The organism is Microbacterium sp. (assembly GCF_031179285.1).
In the GTDB taxonomy this organism is placed as follows: Bacteria; Actinomycetota; Actinomycetes; order Actinomycetales; family Microbacteriaceae; genus Microbacterium.
Window position 1 is genome coordinate 79,276 of record NZ_JAPSHY010000010.1, and the last position, 18,506, is coordinate 97,781.

Genomic DNA, 18,506 nt, shown 5'->3' on the forward strand with positions numbered 1-18,506 from the left:
ACATGCGGGTCTCGGCATATGCGACGAACGTAGAATGTGCGTGGGCGGATCCGCCCGACGTCCCCGGGAGTGAATGTGGCCCTCATCGTGCAGAAGTACGGCGGCTCCTCCGTCGCCGACGCGGAGAGCATCAAGCGCGTCGCCAAGCGCATCGTCGACACGCGGCGCGCGGGCCACGATGTGGTGGTCGCCGTCAGCGCCATGGGCGACACCACGGACGAGCTTCTCGAGCTCGCAGCCGAGGTCGCTCCGATCCCGGCACCGCGAGAGCTGGACATGCTGCTCTCGAGCGGTGAGCGCATCTCGATGGCGCTGCTCGCGATGGCCATCCACTCGATGGGCTTCGAAGCCCGCTCCTTCACCGGCAGCCAGGCCGGCATGATCACCGACTCGCAGCACGGTGCCGCGCGCATCGTCGATGTCACCCCCATCCGGCTGCGGGAGGCGCTCGATGAGGGCGCGATCGTCATCGTCGCCGGGTTCCAGGGATTCAACCGCGACACCCGCGACATCACGACGCTGGGGCGCGGAGGCTCCGACACCACCGCGGTGGCGTTGGCCGCAGCGCTCGACGCGGACGTGTGCGAGATCTACAGCGACGTCGACGGCATCTTCACTGCAGACCCCCGCGTCATCCCGCGGGCACAGAAGCTCGACCACATCGGCAGCGAGGAGATGCTCGAGCTCGCCGCGAACGGTGCAAAGGTGCTCTACATCCGCGCCGTCGAGTACGCACGCCGCCATGGCGTGCTCATCCACGCCCGGTCGACGTTCTCGTCGGCTGAGGGCACATACGTTCTGGGCGAGGGTATGAAGAACCCTCGCGAAGCCGAGGGAGCAGCCTCCATGGAAGAGCCGATCGTCGCAGGAGTGGCCACCGATTTCAGCCAGGCGAAGATCACCGTCGCCGGCGTTCCCGATGTTCCGGGCAAGGCCGCCGAGATCTTCAAGATCGTGGCGAAGTCCGGCGCGAACGTCGACATGATCGTCCAGAACGTGTCGGCCGCATCCACGGGCCGCACGGACATCTCCTTCACGGTTCCGAAGGCGGATGCCGCCGCGGCGCTGAAGGCCCTCGCGGGGGAGCAGACCGAGGTCGGATTCCACAACCTCGTGCATGACGACCAGATCGGCAAGCTCTCGGTCGTCGGTGCGGGAATGCGCACGCACTCCGGCGTCTCCGCGACGCTGTTCGAGGCGCTCTCCGCCGGCGGCATCAACATCGAGATGATCTCGACGTCCGAGATCCGCATCTCGGTCGTGCTCCGCGGCGACGATCTGGCCGATGCCGCTCGCTCGGTGCACAGCGCCTACGGCCTCGACGGCGAGATCGAAGCCACCGTCCACGCCGGCACCGGTCGCTGACATGACGGTTCTCATCCGAGCGCTCGACCCGTCCGATCGCGCCGCATGGGAATCGCTGTTCCGCGGGTACCGCGACTTCTACGGGTACGAACCGGATCCGGGCGTGATCGGCACGGTCTGGAACTGGCTGCTCGACGACGGCCACGAGCTCCAGGGCCTGCTCGCCGTCAAGGACGGAACTCCTGTCGGCCTCGCGCACTGGCGGCGGTTCGTGCGCCCGTCGCGCGGCGGCGCAGCGATCTTCCTCGATGACCTTTTCACGACGTCCGAGGCTCGCGGAGCGGGTATCGGAACCGCCCTTGTGGCCCGGCTGCAGGAGACGGCGGCATCCGAAGGCCTGCTCGAAGTGCGCTGGATCACATCCGAGACGAACACCGAGGCACAGCGACTGTACGACCGGCTTGCCGAGAGGCTCCCGTTCGTCACCTACGTCGCGCCGCCGGCTGGTCAGGTCACCGCCTGACGGTGCTCGGCGGAGCCCCCGCAGCACCACGCGTCTCCTACCCTTCGGAGCGCGGTAGACTCGCCGAAACCCTGACATCGGCGCCAGGCGCGGCATCCGCACCCCGTCACCGCGCCTTCCGCCTCGTACGCAGCTCTGCACGACGCCAAGGAACGACATGACCAGTATCTCCGACTCAGGACTCTCCGTCGCCATCGTTGGCGCCACCGGGCAAGTGGGCACCGTGATGCGCGAGATTCTCGCCGAGCGGTCATTTCCGATCCGCTCGCTGCGACTGTTCTCGTCGTCGCGTTCGGCCGGAACGGCGATCGACTTCGCCGGCACGTCGGTGACGGTCGAAGACGTCGAGACGGCGGATGTCTCGGGCATCGACATCGCGCTCTTCTCCGCCGGCGCCACGGCCAGCCGTGCTCACGCACCCCGCTTCGCCGAGGCAGGGGCGGTCGTCGTCGACAACTCGAGCGCGTGGCGCATGGACCCGGACGTCCCGCTCGTGGTCAGCGAGGTGAACCCGCACGCGATCGATGAGCGCCCCAAGGGGATCATCGCCAACCCGAACTGCACGACGATGGCCGCGATGCCCGCGCTGAAGGCGCTGCACGCCGAAGCGGGCCTCGAGCGCCTCATCGTGAGCACATACCAGGCGGTGTCCGGCTCCGGCCTCGCCGGCGCGCAGGAGCTGCTCGGTCAGGTCGAGAGCGTCCTCGCCCAGGGAGACACCCTCCGCCTCGTGCATGACGGCTCGTCCGTCGACTTCCCGGCTCCCGAGAAGTACACCGCACCCATCGCGTTCGACGTGATCCCGCTCGCCGGTTCCATCGTCGACGACGGGCTGAACGAGACCGACGAAGAGAAGAAGCTGCGCAACGAGAGCCGCAAGATCCTCGAGCTGCCGGACCTCCGTGTCGCGGGCACGTGCGTGCGGGTACCGGTGTTCACCGGCCACTCGCTGTCGATCAACGCCGAGTTCGCCCGCGAGATCACCCCAGAGCGTGCGCGCGAGGTGCTGGCGGAGGCACCCGGTGTCGAGCTCGCCGAGGTGCCGACACCGCTGCACGCAGCGGGCAAGGACCCGAGCTACGTCGGGCGCATCCGTGCCGACCAGTCGGCGCCGGAGGGCAAGGGTCTCGTGCTCTTCATCAGCAACGACAACCTGCGAAAGGGCGCGGCTCTCAACGCCGTGCAGATCGCCGAACTCGTCGCCGAGCGCCTCGGCGTCCCCGCCGCCTGATCTCCCATCCGCTGAGACTGCAGTTCGCCGCCGAGATCGTGGCGTCAGGCCACCGTCTCGGCGCACGGATGCAATCTCGCCGGTCGGGGTGAGCGGCGCCGACCGCGATCGGGCCGTCGCCTTCGGGCAACTAGACTGGTGTGGTGACTGAAACCGTCGACGTCGTCCTGATCGGTGGTGGCATCATGAGCGCCACCCTGGGTACCTTGCTGCACGAATTGCAGCCGGAGTGGAAGATCGTCGCCTTCGAGCGACTCTCCGACGTCGCGCAGGAGAGCTCGAACGCCTGGAACAACGCGGGCACCGGGCATGCCGCCCTCTGCGAGCTGAACTACATGCCGAAGAACCCCGACGGCCCGCTCGACCCGTCCAAGGCTGTGAACATCAACGAGCAGTTTCAGCAGAGCCGCCAGTTCTGGTCGACGCTGGTAGAGAAGGGCGTGCTCGATGCGCCCTCGACCTTCATCAACGCCACTCCCCACATGACCTTCGTTCGCGGCGAGAAGGACGTGGCGTACCTGCGCGAACGGTACGAGGTCCTCAAGGAGCAGCCGCTGTTCGCCGGTATCGAGTACAGCGAAGACTCCCGCGTCATCAACAAGTGGGCGCCCCTTCTGATGCAGAAGCGTCGCAAGGGAGAGCCGTTCGCGGCGACGCGTGTTCCGGCCGGGACCGACGTCGACTTCGGTGCGCTGACGCATCAGCTCTTCGACCACCTCACCGCCGACGGCGTCTCGCTCCGCACCAATCACGAAGTGCGCTCGCTGAAGAGGCAGAAGGACGGCACCTGGCTCGTCAAGTACCGCAACTCCATCGGTCACACCCCGAACGAGCTGAAGGCGAAGTTCGTGTTCGTCGGCGCGGGCGGCTGGGCGCTCAAACTGCTGCAGCGCTCAGGTATCCCCGAGATCAAGGGCTACGGCGTCTTCCCGATCGGCGGGCAGTTCCTCAAGACCACGAACCCCGACATCGTCTCCCAGCACAAGGCCAAGGTGTACTCGCAGGCTTCGGTCGGCGCGCCCCCGATGTCGGTGCCGCACCTGGACACCCGAGTGGTGGATGGTGAGTCGTCGCTCATGTTCGGGCCGTTCGCGACGTTCAGTCCGAAGTTCCTCAAGCAGGGTTCGATGCTCGACATCGTCGCCCAGGTGCGCCCGCACAACCTGTGGCCCATGCTCCGGGTCGCGTTCGCGAACCCCGACCTCATCACGTACCTCGTCGGCGAGCTGATGAAGAACCACCGCAAGAAGGTCGACAGCCTCCGCACCTTCATGCCGACCGCCAAGGACGAGGATTGGACCCTCATCGACGCGGGCCAGCGCGCACAGGTGATGAAGAAGGACCCGAAGAAGGGTGGCATCCTGCAGTTCGGGACCGAGGTCGTCGCCTCGGCAGACGGCAGCATCGCCGGCCTGCTCGGGGCGTCCCCCGGTGCCTCCACGGCGGTGCCGATCATGCTGGGGCTGCTCAAGCGCTGCTTCCCCGAGCAGTACCGCGGTTGGGAGCCGAAGCTGCATGAGCTGATCCCGACGTTCGGACAGGAACTGAACGACGACCCGGCGCTCGCGGAGAAGTCCACGGCGGCGACGGCCGCGACTCTCGGCATCAACGTCTGACATCGACGTGGCGAAGCTCTACTTCCGCTACGGCGCGATGAACTCGGGCAAGTCCACGTCACTCCTGCAGGCCGCCTACAACTACGAAGAGCGTGGTCAGCGCGTCCTGCTCGCAAAGCCCGCGATCGACACCAAGGGCGCATCGCAGATCGAGAGCCGCCTGGGCATGACCCGCGACGTCGACTTCCTCATCGGCCCCGGCGACGACGCGAGGATGCTGTTCGCCGAGCACCGCGAGCGGACGCGGCAATCCGAGCAAGACACGTTGGTCCCGAGCGTCCCGGTCGACGTCGCCTGCCTGCTGATCGACGAGGCGCAGTTCCTCACTGAAGCACAGATCGACGACCTCTTCCGCATCGCGGTCGAGGACGGGATTCCGGTCATGGCCTACGGCATCCGCAACGACTTCCGCACGCATGCCTTTGCGGGCTCGGCCCGCCTCCTCGCGATCGCGCACACACTCGAAGAGCTGAAGACGATCTGCCGTTGCGGTCGAAAGGCCGTGTTCAACGGGCGCGTGATGGGCGGACGGTTCGTCTTCGACGGCGACCAGGTGGCCATCGACGGCACCGGATCGGAGCTCGTCACCACCTACGAGTCGCTGTGCGGCGCGTGCTATCTCGAAGAGTCCGGCGGACGCCTGGGCTGAGAGCACGCCCGCGCAGTCCCGGAACGCGAGAGCGCGCTGGCCGGACGGCGCAAGCGAACCGTCGAGGTGACGACGTCACCTGTTTGCGTGGTCTGACCACACCGGATACCCTGTGGTCAGACCACAGGAGGCGGGATGCCGGAAGACGAAGACGGCGCTGTGTCGCCGCGCGCATGGCGCGTCGTGCTCGAGAGCGTCGAACGAGACCTGCTCGACGGTCGCCTCAGCCCCGGCGACCGGCTCGCATCCGAACGCGACCTCGCGTCGGACCTCGGCGTCGGCCGCTCCAGCGTCCGTGAGGCACTCCGAGTGCTCGAGGTGATGGGCCTCATCCGCACCGCGACGGGGTCAGGACCCCAGTCGGGAGCAATCGTCATCGCGACACCCACCGGGGGTCTGTCGACCCTCCTGCGACTGCAGGTGGCGGCTCAGGGATTCCCGTTGAAGGATGTGGTGCGCACGCGGCTCGTGCTCGAGGATGCCGTTGTCGCATCTCTTGCCGGTGCGGACAGACGAGATCTCTCGGCCGCTCACCGGCTGCTCGACGCCATGGACGTCGACCACCTCACCTCCGATGAGTTCCTGGCACTCGACGCCCAGCTGCACCTGGCACTCGCCGAGGCGAGCGGCAACACCGTGATCGCCGCGATGATGGCGGGCCTTCGCACCGCGATCGAATCCTACGTGCAGCAGGGAGCGGCTGCCGTCTCCGACTGGGATGCGATGTCGGCTCGCCTTCGCGCCGAGCATCGCGCCCTCGTGGCGGCGATCGCTCGCGGTGAGCAGGCCACCGCTCGCTCTCTCGTTCACGACCACATCACCGGCTACTACACCGCGACCGGGCTCACCCGGGTCACCCGCACGCGGGATGACTCCGCGTTCACCGACGTCTGAGAGGAACCCCCATGGTCAAGCGCCAGCTGCCCAAGCCCGCCGAGATCTTCGACCTGATGAAGTTCAAAGCGCCCGAACTGAACGGCAGGAAGCGCCGCCTCGCCGCCGCACTCACGATCGACGACCTCCGCCTGATCGCCAAGCGTCGCACACCCAAGCCAGCCTTCGACTACACCGACGGGGCAGCCGAGGGAGAGCTCTCCCTGACCCGCGCGCGCCAGGCCTTCCAGGACATCGAGTTCCACCCCGGCATCCTCCGCCCGGCCCCCGATGTCGACACGTCCGTCGACATCCTCGACGGGCCGAGTGCGCTGCCGTTCGGGATCGCACCGACCGGATTCACCCGTCTCATGCAGACGGAGGGAGAGGTCGCAGGTGCCGGAGCCGCAGCGGCGGCCGGCATCCCGTTCACCCTCTCCACCCTCGGCACGACCTCGATCGAGGGTGTCAAAGAGGTGAATCCGCACGGACGCAACTGGTTTCAGCTCTACGTCATGCGCGACCGCGAGATCTCGTACGAACTCACGCGCAGAGCAGCAGCCGCCGGATTCGACACACTCCAGTTCACCGTCGACACACCTGTCGCAGGTGCCCGGCTGCGTGACAAGCGCAACGGCTTCTCGATCCCGCCGCAGCTCACGCTCGGCACCATCATCAACGCCCTTCCGAGGCCCTGGTGGTGGTACGACTTCCTCACGACACCGAAGCTCGAGTTCGCCTCGCTGAGCACCACCGGCGGGACGGTCGGTGAGCTGCTGGATGCGGCGATGGATCCGACCATCAGCTACGCCGACCTCGCCGTCATCCGAGACATCTGGCCCGGCAAGATCATCATCAAGGGCGTCCAGACCGTCGAGGACTCACTGCGGCTCCGCGACGCCGGTGTCGACGGCATCGTGCTGTCCAACCACGGCGGCCGCCAGCTCGACCGCGCGCCGATCCCGTTCCACCTGCTGCCCTCCGTGCGAGCGGCCGTGGGTGACGACTTCACCGTGATGATCGACACCGGCATCATGAACGGCGCCGACATCGTCGCGTCCATCGCCCTGGGCGCCGATTTCACGCTCATCGGGCGCGCGTACCTGTACGGGCTCATGGCAGGCGGGCGAGAGGGCGTCGACCGCACGATCGAGATCCTGCGCGGAGAGATCGTGCGGACCATGCGGCTGCTCGGTGTCTCGTCGCTCGCCGAACTCGAGCCCGCGCACGTCACCCAGTTGCAGCGGCTCGTGCCGGTGAATCGGGAGCGGACGGCGACGGCGACGGCGTGAGATCGCCGGACGGCGAAGCGATCTGAAGCACCTTCAGCAGCTCGTCGAGCTTGTCGGCGGTGTCTTCCCAGCCGTCGACGGCGATCGAGGGAACTCCCAACGCGAGCACGGGGTAGTCGTTGCCGCCGTCGTCGAGTCGGTCGCCGTAGAACAGCATCGAAGACAGCGGGATGCCGGTGCGCTCGGTGAGCTGTTGCATGCCGTAGGCCTTGTCGATCCCGGCGCGGGTGATGTCGATCGATGTCGACCCACCGGAGCGCACCTCGAGGCCCGGAAGGCGGGCGGCGACGGCATCGCGGAGGGCGGCGCGCTTGGAGCCGGTCGGATCCCACTCATGCTTCGCCTCGCGCGGCGCCTGCTGTCCGAGAGCCGAGAAGGTGATCTGCGACCCTCGGTCCTCAAGGATGTCGCCCCACGGCTCCGCCTCCCAGAGCCCCAGGCGCTCTGCCTCTTCACGGAGCGCGGTGAGAGCGCCGGCCTTCTCCTCCTGTGTGAGGTCATGCGCATACACCGAGGCGAAGCCGGTTCCGTCGTGACGGATGTAGCGGGTGCCGCAGGTGGGCAGCAGGTGCAGGCGCGTGAGGGCTGCGATGTCGACATCGCCGAGCTGAGCGATGACCTGCGTGTGGAACTGGTGCTCATTGCCGCCGGAGATGATCGCGACCTCGACGCGCTGCAGCAGCGTCTGCAGGAGTTCGGCGATGCGGGGGCTGATCGCTCCCTTGGACGGTGCGAGGGTGTCGTCGAGATCGAAGGCGACGAGAGTAGGCGCGGTCATGATGCTTCCAGGGTAGGGGAGGGATGGTGCGAGCGACGCGGCGCGAAAAGCAGGGTGAAGGTGACCGCGAGCAGGACCCCGATCGTCGCCCCCGTCGAGTTCGCGACGACGTCGGCCACGGTCGCGGCGCGATGGGGGAGGGTGAGGTGCTGCATGCCCTCGATGCCGGCGGAGATCGCCGGTCCCGTGAGAAAAGACAACAACCAAAGGCGACGCGGAATGAACAGGAATGCGAGGATGCCGATCGGGGCGAACACGAGGATGTTCGCCAGCACCTCGAGCTCATTGAAACCGATCCGGCTCCAGCCGAGGTCACGAAGGGCACCGAGCGCCCGGTCGAGGAGGTTCGGCATACGCTCCTCGACACGGGAAGGGGTGAGGGTCAGCATCGCGAGACCGGCGAGGAACGGGACGCCGAGGGCGAGCGCGACGGTCCGCGTGAGACGGCGCGGCGGCGGCATCAGATCGCTCACGCCTCTCCTCTCTCACCGGGTGATACAAGGAAGGCCGCCCTGCGGGCGGCCTTCCGGTGTCACTGGTCGGGGTGACAGGATTTGAACCTGCGACCTCTTCGTCCCGAACGAAGCGCGCTACCAAGCTGCGCCACACCCCGTTTTGCAACCCTCCGAGTCTACAGTGAAATCCCGGCGGCGCCGAATCGGGTCAGTCCCTGGCGGTCAGGGTGAGCAGCGTCGCTTCGGGGCGGCAGGCGAAGCGCACGGGCGCGTAGATGGAGTGACCGCAGCCGGCGCTGACGTTCAGCGGAATCCTGCTCCCGCCGTGGCTCCAGGTGCTGAGGCCCTTGGCCTGCTTGAGCGGAATGTCGCAGTTGGCGACGAGTGCACCGAACCCCGGAAGGCAGACCTGACCGCCGTGGGTATGGCCACCGAAGATCGCATCGGCGCCGAGATCGGTGAAGGCGTCGAGCACCCGCTGGTAGGGGGCGTGAGTGACTCCGAGCACGGACGTGCCGGCATCCTTGGGCCCGAGTGATTCGATCGCCGACGGGAGATCCTCCAGGCGGTCCCAGTTCCGGTGCGCGTCGCTGACTCCGAACAAGTCCACTCGGCCGCCGGCGAGAGTGAGGCTGATCGCTGCGTTGTTGAGGTCTTTCCATCCGAGTTCCTCGACGAAGAACGCATCCATCGCGTCGGTGTCGAGCAGCGTCGGTTCCCGGTGTCGCGCCGAGGGGCCGGAGAAATAGAGCAGGGGGTTGCGCGGTGCCGGACCGTTGATGTCGTTGGAACCGTGGACGAACACCCCGGGGATGCCGGCGAAGGGCGCGAACGCGCGCCTGATGCCGGCGAGGCCGTCGCGGTGGCCCAGGTTGTCGCCCGTGTTGACGATGAGGTCCGGCTGCAGCTCGGCGAGGGAGGCGAGCCAGTCCTGCTTGCGGTGCTGCCACGGGGCCATGTGCGCGTCGGAGATGTGCAGCACCCGGATCGGGGAGGACCCCGGTGCGAGCGCCGGGGCGGACACCTCGCGCAGGGTGAACAGGTAGCGCTCGATGCCGATGCCCCAGATCGCTGCGGCGGCACCAGCGGCCCCCACCGCGCCGAGCGCGATGAGGGCCGGGTGCGGCTGCCGCTTGCGGGCTACTGGCACGAGACCGAGATCGTCGTGCTCTTGTTCGTCGCGGTTCCCGCTGCCGGGTCGGTGGCGGCGACGACGGCATTCGGCGGATTGCAGGACTTGTCGAAGGCGATCGTCGTGAAGCCGGCGCCGATGAGTGCGGACTGCGCCGCGCCCTTCGTCTGACCGGTCAGGTCGGGCACGGTCGCCCCCTGGCCGTTGCTCGGCGAGATCGTGATGGTGCCGCCGCTGGGCGCCTGACCCGACGGATCCTGGGCGACGATGATGTTGCCGGGCTGATCGCTGTCGACGGCGGGACCGACGACGACCTCGAACCCGGCGCCGTCGAGGGTGGCGGTCGCCTGCTCGATCGTCTGTCCGACCACGTTCGGCACCTCGGTGACCACCTGGCGGGTGAGTTTGTCGTCGGGGCGGGGGAACTCGTCGCCCCCGTAGACGGCGTTCGCCGCTCGTTGCATGTCGCGGGCCAGGGGGTAGCGCATCTCGTTGAGGTTGTAGCCGTTCGCCCTCACTCGGTAGATGTCGGCCGTGCCTTCCCAGCGCCCGACCCAGACGGCGGTGGTGACCTTCGTGCTGGACTCGATCATCATGGTCGAGTGACGCTCGTGGGTACCCGTCTTGCCGATGAGCGGCGTGCCGTCACGGGTGTTCGCCGGTCCGCCGGTGCCGCCGTTCATCACGCCCTGCAGTGCGAAAGCGGCGGTCGCCGCCACCTCGGGCGTCAGCACGCCGGGAACGCAGGGGTCGTCGGGGATCGGCAGGTCCTTGCCGTTCTGCACGACGCGGTCGATAGCTTTGGGCGGGCAGTAGGTGCCGCCGTTGGCCACGGTCGCATAGGCCCCGGCCATAGCGAGGGGGGAAATGTTCTTGGAACCCAGGACGTCGTATGGCACGTTCTGGTCGGTCGTCTTTCCGCCGGTTCCGAGTGTTACGCCCATTCTGTCTGCAACGGCGTTGATATCGCAGATATCGAGTTTCTCGGCCATCGCGAGGTAGCCGCTGTTAAGCGAGGCCGCGGTGAAGGAGAGCGGTGTGCCTGGCCCTCCATTGCCGCCGCCGAAGTTGCCGATCTTGCTCGTCTGGGGAATGGGCTGGTCGCCACAGCGCATCTTGAATATCCGGTTGGTGCCGTTGATCGACTCTCGCAGGGAATGGCCCTTCTCGAGCCAGTCGATGAGGGTGAACAGTTTGTAGGCCGATCCGACGTGGACGCCGATGGAGCCGCCGTGGGCGCGATCGGCGGCGAACACGAGTGCGCTATACGCCTGATCTGTGGTGATGGTCTCGCTGAACATCGTGTTCTGCGTGATCGCGAGCACACGGCCAGTGGCGGCCTCGATCGATACACCCGCCGCACCGAAATATTGATTGTCAAAGTTGGCTGGCACGATCCGTGCCATCGACTCGGCCGCCGGGTCCTGCACGCGCAGGTCCAGCGTCGTGTAGATCTCCAGTCCACCGCGGCGCAGCAGCTCGGCGCGTTCGGGCTTGGTGGCGCCGAACGCGTCGTCGTTGAGCACGATCGACTTCACGTACTCGCAGAAGTACGCGTTGCGTCCGGCCGCCACGCAGCCCTGCTGAGGCTGCGTGATCGCCGGCACGATGGGCGAGGCATCGGCCTCGTCATACTGCGCCTGAGTGATCTTGCCGTCATCGAGCATCCGCCCCAGCACATAGTGGCGGCGTTCCAGAGTCTGCGAATATCCATCGGCCGCGCTGTTGACGCCATCGGGCGCCGAGCCCTCCGGCTTGTCGATGCGGTAAAGGTTCGGGTTCTGCACCATGCCGGCGAGGGTCGCCGCCTGCGCGACGGTGAGGTTCGCCGCCGACGTCGAGAAGTAGTAGTTGGACGCGGCCTCGATGCCGTAGACCGTGCCGCCGAAGTTGGCGATGTTCAGGTAGCCGAGCAGGATGTCGTTCTTCGAATAGTCCTTCTCGATCTGGATCGCGAAGCGCATCTCCTGGAGCTTGCGCTCGATGCCCTTGCTGCCGGTCGCCGTGGTGGCGTCGAGCCAGCACTGCTGAATCTCATCCGCGTAGGTCTCGGATGCGATGTCGACATCCTTCTCGCACTCCTGGATCAGCACGTTCTTCACGAACTGCTGGCTGATCGTCGAGGCGCCGCGCGACGACGTACCCCTGACGTTGTCGACGATGGCCTTGACGGTGGCGCCGAGATTGACCCCACCGTGACTGTAGAAGCTCTTGTCCTCACTGGAGAGCACTGCGTCGAACAGCACCGGCGACACCTGCTCATAGGTCAGCGGGATGCGGTTCTGCTCGTACACCGTCGCCAGCTTGAACGGCGCGCCGTCGGCGCCGGTCGCGTAGAAGACCGACTGCTCCATCGGTGCGGACGGCTTCAGATTCGCCGGAAGCTCCTCGAACAGGTTCAGCGCCTGAGAGCCGGCGAGACCGGTCATCGCGAGGACCGGGGTGACTGTGGCGGTGACCAGAAGGCCAGCGACGGCGCTGAGCCCGACGAGCCCGAGAAGGCCGCCGAGCACGCCCTTCACCGTGCGATTCTTTTGAGGCATACGCTAGATCGTAGGGGAGTTCCCTGAATACCGCCTTTGACGGGCGCGCGCACGCGCGGCGGGTCCTGCGCCCCGCCGCGAGGCTCGAGGCCGAACCGATAGGAGTGCCATGACCACGTGGGAGTATCTCACCACGCCGCTGCTGATCCACAACACCGCCGCGATCCTCAACAACTGGGGGAAGCAAGGGTGGGAGCTCGTGCAGGTCATCCAGGGTCCCGAGGGCGGGCTGGTCGCGTACTTCAAGCGCCCGGTGTCGGAGGCCGGTTCCGCCAACGCGGGGCTCGCCGCGGCGGCAGAAGCCTCCCGTCAGTTCGACGGGGGCGCAGCGTGAGCATCTCCGCTCGCCTCGCCGAACTCGGCATCCAGCTGCCCGCTGTCGCGGCACCGGTCGCCGCCTACGTTCCCGCTGTCGTTCACGGCGACCTCGTCCAGACGTCAGGCCAGCTGCCCTTCGTCTCCGGTTCCCTGCCCGCCACCGGGAAGGTGGGCGACGAGATCACTCCGGAGGACGCGAGGGCTTACGCACGCACCTGCGCGCTCAACGCGCTCGCAGCGGCTGCGGACGCCGCAGGCGGAGTCGATCGCATCGGCGGCGTGCTTCGCCTCGGCGGATTCGTCGCCTCGGCCGAGGGTTTCACCGGCCAGCCCGGCGTCATCAACGGGGCGAGCGAAGTGCTGGGCGAGATCTTCGGTGAAGCCGGAAAGCACGCGCGCGCCGCGGTCGGCGTCGCGGAGCTGCCGTTGGGCAGCCCGGTCGAGGTCGAGGTCGCCTTCATCCTCGCCTGACGTCGCGCCGGCCTCGTCTCCGAGATCCCCGGCCAATCGACGAGACCCCCTGCCGCAGAGGTTCGCGGCAGGGGGTCTCGGCGTCGAGAAGGGGTCCTCGGGTCACTTCACCTGCGCCGAGATGATGCTCATCACCGCGGTGTCCGCCAGCGTCGTCGTGTCGCCGACCTCGCGACCCTCGGCGACGTCGCGAAGCAGGCGCCGCATGATCTTGCCCGAGCGGGTCTTGGGCAGCTCACCGACGATGTAGACGTCCCGCGGACGCGCGATGGCGCCGATCTGCTCGCCCACCCAGAGCCGAAGCTGCTGCGCGAGGCCTGCGGGGTCGTGCTCGGACAGGTAGCTCTCCTTGATGATGACGAACGCGACGACCGCCTGCCCCGTCGTCTCGTCGGAGGCGCCGACCACCGCAGCTTCCGCCGTCGCCTCGTGCGCCACGAGCGAGGATTCGATCTCGGCGGTCGAGAGCCGGTGGCCGGAGACGTTCATCACGTCGTCGACACGGCCGAGGAGCCATAGGTCGCCGTCCTCGTCGAGGCGTGCGCCGTCGCCCGCGAAGTAGTAGCCCTGGTCTTCGAACTTCTCCCAGTACGTCTCCTTGAAGCGCTCCGGGTCACCCCAGATGCCGCGCAGCATGCTCGGCCACGGCTCGGTGACGACGAGCAGTCCACCGCTGCCGTTGCCCACCTCCTCGCCCTTCTCGTCGACGACGTCGATCGTGATCCCGGGGAGCGGGACCTGCGCCGAGCCCGGTTTGGTGGCGGTGACGCCAGGGAGCGGCGAGACCATGATGGCGCCGGTCTCGGTCTGCCACCAGGTGTCGACGATGGGGGTCCTGCCGCCGCCGATCACCTCGCGGTACCACATCCACGCCTCGGGATTGATCGGTTCGCCGACGGACCCGAGCAGTCGCAGCGACGTGAGGTCGAACTGGGCGGGCACCTTGCGGCCGATCTTCATGAACGAGCGGATCGCGGTGGGCGCGGTGTAGAAGATCGACACCTTGTACTTCTCGATGATCTCCCACCAGCGACCCGGGTGAGGAGCGTCCGGGGTGCCTTCGTACAACACCTGGGTCGCGCCGTTGGCGAGAGGGCCATAGGCCACGTAGGAGTGTCCGGTGACCCATCCGATGTCGGCGGTGCACCAGTACACATCCGTCTCGGGATGCAGGTCGAAGACGTACTTGTGCGAGTACGCGGCCTGGGTGAGATACCCACCCGAGGTGTGCAGGATGCCCTTGGGCTTGCCGGTCGTTCCCGACGTGTACAGGATGTACAGCGGGTTCTCGGCGGGGAACGGCTGCGCGGAGTGCTCGGCGGATGCCGCAGGAACGGCCTCGTGCCACCAGACGTCGCGGCCGTCGACCCAGTCGACGTCATTGCCCCCGCGCTGTACGACGAGCACGTGCTCGACGGTCTGCTGCTCCCCGTCGCCGCGATCGCTGAGCGCCTGGTCGACGGCGGGCTTGAGTGCCGAGACGCGACCCTTGCGGTAACCGCCGTCCGCCGTGATGACGACCTTCGCCCCGGCGTCATCGATGCGCGAGCGGAGACTGTCGGCGCTGAAGCCACCGAACACGACGGAGTGGATGGCGCCCAGACGGGCGACGGCGAGCATCGAGACGATGGCTTCGGGGATCATCGGAAGATAGATGGCGACACGATCGCCGTGGCCGATGCCCAGGTCTGAGAGCACGTTCGCCGCTCGCTTGACCTCCTCGGTCAGCTCGGCATAGGTGATGCGTCGTTCGTCGCCCGGCTCACCCTCCCAGAAGATCGCGACCCGGTCTCCGTTGCCGGCTTCCACATGCCGGTCGAGGCAGTTGTACGCGACGTTCAGTTCTCCGTCGTCGAACCACTTCGCGAAGGGAGGGTTCGACCAGTCCAGCGTGCGGGTGAACGGCTTGTGCCAGTGCAGCAGCTCCTTGGCCTGCGCCGCCCAGAATCCCTCGCGGTCGGCGGCGGCGCGCTCGTAGAGAGCGGGCGACGAGATGGTCTGCGCGACGAATTCGTCGGACGGCGGGAAACGGCGGCTCTCGTCGAGAAGGTGATCGATCTGGCTGCTCATCGGCAGGCGCTCCTTTGCGGCAGGCGTGGTCATGGGGGAGGCATGACCAGGTCAGGGCGAATCTAGCCCCGCGCTCAGGGGCACAATACCTCCGAAAGTCGGTAGGGGGGTGGGTTTTGTCAGGACCATCGCCTTGCGTACACTCGACGACAGCCGAAATCACATTCCGGCCTTGGCGTGCCCGTTTCCCCCGACGCGGTGCGTCGTGGGCGGCATCTCATTCCCCCCGTGAGGTGCCGCCCATCTCCTTTTCCTCGGCGCCGGCGTCCGTATCGTGGGGCTCTGCACCGATACGAACTGTCTGAAGTTCTGCACAGGGTGCGCGTATCGGCGGTTGCTCAGCGGGTCCCGCTCTTTAGCGTCATGGCATGGCCGATTCCTTCGTCATCCAGCCGCGAGGCCGCTCCGGGGCGTCCGCGGGAGCGGCGCCTGCGGAGCCCCTGCTGCTCGAGGTCGATCCATCGTTCGGTGCGCTCGCCGAGTTCTGCGCCGACGACGAGGTGACCGACATCTTCGTCAATGGCGACACCGGGCTGTTCGTCGACCGCGGACGCGGGGCCGAGCGGGTCGCTCACTGGAGCGCCTCCGAGCGGGAGGTGCGCGATCTCGCCGTCACGCTCGTCGGGCTGGGCGGTCGGCACCTCGACGATCAGGCACCGTGCGTCGATGTGCGCCTGTCCTCCGGCATCCGGGTGCACGCGGTGCTCTCGCCGGTGTCGACGTCCGGCACCGCCCTGTCGATCCGCGTTCCGCGCGTTCGGGCGGCAGATCTCGACGCCCTGGCGGCTCTCGGAGCCTTCGACGAGCGTCAGCAGATCTGGCTGAACCGTCTCGTCGCCGAGCGCGCCAACGTGCTGATCACTGGGGGTACAGGCACCGGCAAGACGACGCTGCTGTCGGCGCTGCTCACCGCCGTCCCGCCGGGCGAGCGCATCGTCACGATCGAAGACGTGGCCGAGCTGCGACCGCGGCACCCGCATCACGTCGCTCTCGAATCTCGGCAGGCCAACCTCGAAGGGGCGGGTGGTATCAGCCTGGCGCGGCTCGTGCGCGAGTCGCTTCGGATGCGGCCCGATCGCCTCGTCGTCGGAGAATGCCGCGGCGAGGAGGTGCGAGAACTGCTCACCGCGCTCAACACCGGTCACGACGGCGGCGCCGGCACGCTGCACGCGAGCGGGCTGAGAGACGTTCCCGCCCGACTCGAGGCGCTCGGTGCCCTGGCGGGCATGGACGCGACCGCCCTGGCGCGGCAGGCAGTGAGTGCATTCTCGGTCGTCCTGCACCTCGCCCGCGCCCCGGGCGGCGCCCGCCGCATCGCGCATGCCGGAGAGTTCACGCTGGCGGGGGAACGGCTCGGGATCGAGGAGGTGCGGCCATGGTGAGAAGGACGGCGGTGCCTGCGGCCACGGCGGCGGATGCGGCGGCTTCCGTGCGCACGCTGGCGGTGCTGCTGCAGGCGGGAGCCGTACCGCTGGTCGCCTGGCGTCATCTCGCCGACAGCGGCGATCTGCACGCGGGGCGGATCGTCGACCGCGTCGACGCCGGCATGCCACTGCTCGCCGCCATCGAAGCGGAGGGCGACGCCTGGAGAGACCTGGCGGCCGCGTGGGAGATCGCGACGACGGTCGGTGCGCCGCTCGCCGATGTCCTGCGCATGCTCTCCGACAGTATGCAGGACGCAGCCTCCGCCGCCGATGACGTGCGTGTCGCTCTCGCCGAACCCGCCGGCACCGCCCGTCTGCTGCTGTGGATGCCGCTCGCGGGATTGCTGCTGGGGTTCGCGCTCGGCTTCGACACCATCACGGTGATCTTCACGAACCCCATCGGCGGGGCATGCGTGGTGGCGGGGCTCGGCCTCGTGCTCGGCGCTCGAGCCTGGACGAAAAGTCTGCTGCGGCGCGCTCAGCCGGCGCCGGGAACACCCGGGATGCCGGCGGAGCTGGTCGCGGTCGCGTTGTCGGGCGGCGCATCGATCGATCGCTCGCTTCGGCTGGTCGCAGACAGCGCGGCGAGCGACAGCGGCGAGCAGGAGCGCACGCGTGCGGTGCTCGACCTCTCGCGCGCCGCCGGCGTGCCCGCGGGTGAACTCCTGCGTGCGTCGGCGGCGCAGGAGCGGCACGGCGCACGGGTCCAGGGAAAGCTCGCGGCGGCTCGGCTCTCCACCCGCCTGCTCGTCCCGCTGGGTGTGTGCACTCTCCCCGCCTTCCTCCTACTCGGGGTGGCGCCGCTGTTGCTCAGCGTGCTCATCTCCACTCCGCTCCCGCTGTGACACGCGGGCCCCGATGACCAGACCACGGATGCCGCTCGGCATTCACAGAGAAAGAAGGAAACGATGAACACCATTCCCCGTCTCGACCGGCGGCGCGCCGCGACGCTGTTCGGCGACGACACCGGAGCCGCCACCGCCGAGTACGCGATCACGACCATGGCAGCCGTCGCATTCGCCGGCCTGCTTGTCGTGATCATGAGAAGCGAGGAGGTCAGAGGAATCCTCACCGATCTCGTGCGGCGGGCTCTCACGGTGTCGTGATGCACCGATCACTGAAACCGCGGATCCGCGGCGATGACCGCGGGTCCGTGGCCGCAGAGCTCGCGCTCGCACTGCCCGCCGTCGCGTTGACGCTGCTGCTCGGAGCCGGCGCGCTGGGAGCGGCTTCGCGGCAGGTCGCCCTGCAGGACGCCGTCGCCGACGCGGCGCGCCTGCTCGGGCGGGGCGAAAGCCTCGCTGCCGCCGATGCGGCCGTCGCGGCATCGGTCGGCGGGGCACGGATGTCGTCAGGGCATCGCGGAGACCTCGTGTGCGTCACGGCGCAGCTCGACGTGGCGGTCGGCGGGTTCATCCGGCTGCCGCTCCAGGCCTCGAGCTGCGCGCTCGACGGAGGCCTGTGATGGCGGGATCAGCGGTCGGCGCCGGTGTGCTCGTGATCGCCGCCAGCCTGTCGATCGGCCTCGCCGCCGTCGGCGGGGCGGCGGTCACGGCGCAACGGGCGGCGGGCGCGGCGGATGCTGCTGCGCTCGCCGCCGCGGATGCGGCCAGCGGTGCGATCGCCGTCGCGGAGGAGCCGTGCGAGCTCGCCGGGAGGGTGGCATCGGCGTCCGGCGCCCGTCTCGTCGCATGCTCCGTCGAGGGCTTCGTTGCGACCGTTCAGGTGGAGGCGGCGTACGCTGGACTCGCTGCCGTCTCCCGAGCCCGTGCCGGGCCACCCGAGGGACGCTGACGGCTGCGCGTGCATCGGTCACTGTGAATGGC

Annotated in this window: 19 protein-coding genes and 1 tRNA gene; 14 read left to right on the plus strand and 6 right to left on the minus strand. The window is 68.1% G+C overall.

What is annotated here, in order from left to right:
- The first annotated feature begins 75 nt into the window (after window positions 1-75).
- The 7 genes from RIN18_RS08530 (at window position 76) to RIN18_RS08560 (ending at window position 7,489) form a co-directional block, all read left to right on the plus strand.
- Window positions 76-1,365, plus strand: a complete 1,290-nt coding sequence (locus RIN18_RS08530; protein WP_309103538.1) for an aspartate kinase — start codon at window positions 76-78, stop codon at window positions 1,363-1,365.
- Window position 1,366: 1 nt separating this feature from the next.
- Window positions 1,367-1,828: a GNAT family N-acetyltransferase gene (locus RIN18_RS08535; protein WP_309103539.1), complete on the plus strand. Its 462-nt coding sequence runs from the start codon at window positions 1,367-1,369 to the stop codon at window positions 1,826-1,828.
- 157 nt (window positions 1,829-1,985) lie between these two features.
- On the plus strand, window positions 1,986-3,059 hold the full coding sequence (locus RIN18_RS08540) for an aspartate-semialdehyde dehydrogenase (protein ID WP_309103540.1): 1,074 nt from the start codon (window positions 1,986-1,988) through the stop codon (window positions 3,057-3,059).
- 143 nt (window positions 3,060-3,202) lie between these two features.
- Window positions 3,203-4,675 (plus strand): malate:quinone oxidoreductase, encoded by a 1,473-nt coding sequence (locus RIN18_RS08545; protein ID WP_375163514.1) that lies wholly within the window; start codon window positions 3,203-3,205, stop codon window positions 4,673-4,675.
- A 7-nt stretch (window positions 4,676-4,682) separates the two neighbouring features.
- A complete protein-coding gene (locus RIN18_RS08550) occupies window positions 4,683-5,324 on the plus strand; it encodes a thymidine kinase (protein WP_309103541.1) in 642 nt (213 codons plus the stop codon).
- Window positions 5,325-5,459: 135 nt separating this feature from the next.
- Window positions 5,460-6,218 carry an FCD domain-containing protein gene (locus RIN18_RS08555; RefSeq protein WP_309103542.1) on the plus strand — a complete coding sequence of 253 codons (759 nt, stop codon included), beginning with the start codon at window positions 5,460-5,462 and terminating at the stop codon, window positions 6,216-6,218.
- An 11-nt stretch (window positions 6,219-6,229) separates the two neighbouring features.
- The gene (locus RIN18_RS08560) at window positions 6,230-7,489 is read left to right on the plus strand and encodes an alpha-hydroxy acid oxidase (protein ID WP_309103543.1); all 1,260 of its coding nucleotides are present in this window, start codon (window positions 6,230-6,232) and stop codon (window positions 7,487-7,489) included.
- Here the strand turns inward: RIN18_RS08560 and RIN18_RS08565 are convergent.
- From RIN18_RS08565 to RIN18_RS08585, 5 genes are all read right to left on the minus strand, one after another.
- Window positions 7,428-8,267 (minus strand): HAD-IIB family hydrolase, encoded by an 840-nt coding sequence (locus RIN18_RS08565; protein ID WP_309103544.1) that lies wholly within the window; start codon window positions 8,265-8,267, stop codon window positions 7,428-7,430. The genes RIN18_RS08560 and RIN18_RS08565 overlap by 62 nt on opposite strands.
- Window positions 8,264-8,740, minus strand: coding sequence for a VanZ family protein (locus RIN18_RS08570; RefSeq protein ID WP_309103545.1), 477 nt, complete (start codon window positions 8,738-8,740; stop codon window positions 8,264-8,266). The genes RIN18_RS08565 and RIN18_RS08570 overlap by 4 nt, the downstream gene beginning before the upstream one ends.
- Before the next feature lie 63 nt (window positions 8,741-8,803).
- Window positions 8,804-8,880 (minus strand) — tRNA-Pro (locus RIN18_RS08575).
- A gap of 50 nt (window positions 8,881-8,930) precedes the next feature.
- Entirely contained in the window at window positions 8,931-9,872 is a 942-nt protein-coding gene (locus RIN18_RS08580; protein ID WP_309103546.1) for a metallophosphoesterase, read from the minus strand.
- Window positions 9,863-12,397, minus strand: coding sequence for a transglycosylase domain-containing protein (locus tag RIN18_RS08585; protein ID WP_309103547.1), 2,535 nt, complete (start codon window positions 12,395-12,397; stop codon window positions 9,863-9,865). The genes RIN18_RS08580 and RIN18_RS08585 overlap by 10 nt, the downstream gene beginning before the upstream one ends.
- Before the next feature lie 109 nt (window positions 12,398-12,506).
- Between RIN18_RS08585 and RIN18_RS08590 the strand changes: the two genes are divergently transcribed.
- Window positions 12,507-12,731, plus strand: coding sequence for a hypothetical protein (locus RIN18_RS08590; RefSeq protein ID WP_309103548.1), 225 nt, complete (start codon window positions 12,507-12,509; stop codon window positions 12,729-12,731).
- On the plus strand, window positions 12,728-13,186 hold the full coding sequence (locus RIN18_RS08595; RefSeq protein WP_309103549.1) for a RidA family protein: 459 nt from the start codon (window positions 12,728-12,730) through the stop codon (window positions 13,184-13,186). The genes RIN18_RS08590 and RIN18_RS08595 overlap by 4 nt, the downstream gene beginning before the upstream one ends.
- A 102-nt stretch (window positions 13,187-13,288) precedes the next feature.
- Here the strand turns inward: RIN18_RS08595 and acs are convergent, their stop codons facing one another.
- Entirely contained in the window at window positions 13,289-15,256 is a 1,968-nt protein-coding gene (gene acs / locus RIN18_RS08600; RefSeq protein WP_309103550.1) for an acetate--CoA ligase, read from the minus strand.
- Between the two features lie 368 nt (window positions 15,257-15,624).
- On the opposite strand from acs, the gene RIN18_RS08605 reads away from it, so the two are divergent.
- The 5 genes from RIN18_RS08605 (at window position 15,625) to RIN18_RS08625 (ending at window position 18,474) form a co-directional block, all read left to right on the plus strand.
- Window positions 15,625-16,638: a TadA family conjugal transfer-associated ATPase gene (locus tag RIN18_RS08605; protein ID WP_309103551.1), complete on the plus strand. Its 1,014-nt coding sequence runs from the start codon at window positions 15,625-15,627 to the stop codon at window positions 16,636-16,638.
- 11 nt (window positions 16,639-16,649) lie between these two features.
- Window positions 16,650-17,525 (plus strand): type II secretion system F family protein, encoded by an 876-nt coding sequence (locus tag RIN18_RS08610; RefSeq protein ID WP_309103552.1) that lies wholly within the window; start codon window positions 16,650-16,652, stop codon window positions 17,523-17,525.
- Window positions 17,526-17,588: 63 nt separating this feature from the next.
- A complete protein-coding gene (locus RIN18_RS08615; RefSeq protein WP_309103553.1) occupies window positions 17,589-17,786 on the plus strand; it encodes a DUF4244 domain-containing protein in 198 nt (65 codons plus the stop codon).
- Window positions 17,786-18,145, plus strand: coding sequence for a TadE family type IV pilus minor pilin (locus RIN18_RS08620; protein ID WP_309103554.1), 360 nt, complete (start codon window positions 17,786-17,788; stop codon window positions 18,143-18,145). Before RIN18_RS08615 ends, RIN18_RS08620 begins: the two co-directional genes overlap by 1 nt.
- Complete coding sequence (locus tag RIN18_RS08625) at window positions 18,145-18,474, plus strand: Rv3654c family TadE-like protein (protein ID WP_309103555.1); 330 nt, start codon at window positions 18,145-18,147, stop codon at window positions 18,472-18,474. Before RIN18_RS08620 ends, RIN18_RS08625 begins: the two co-directional genes overlap by 1 nt.
- The last annotated feature ends 32 nt before the right edge of the window (window positions 18,475-18,506 follow it).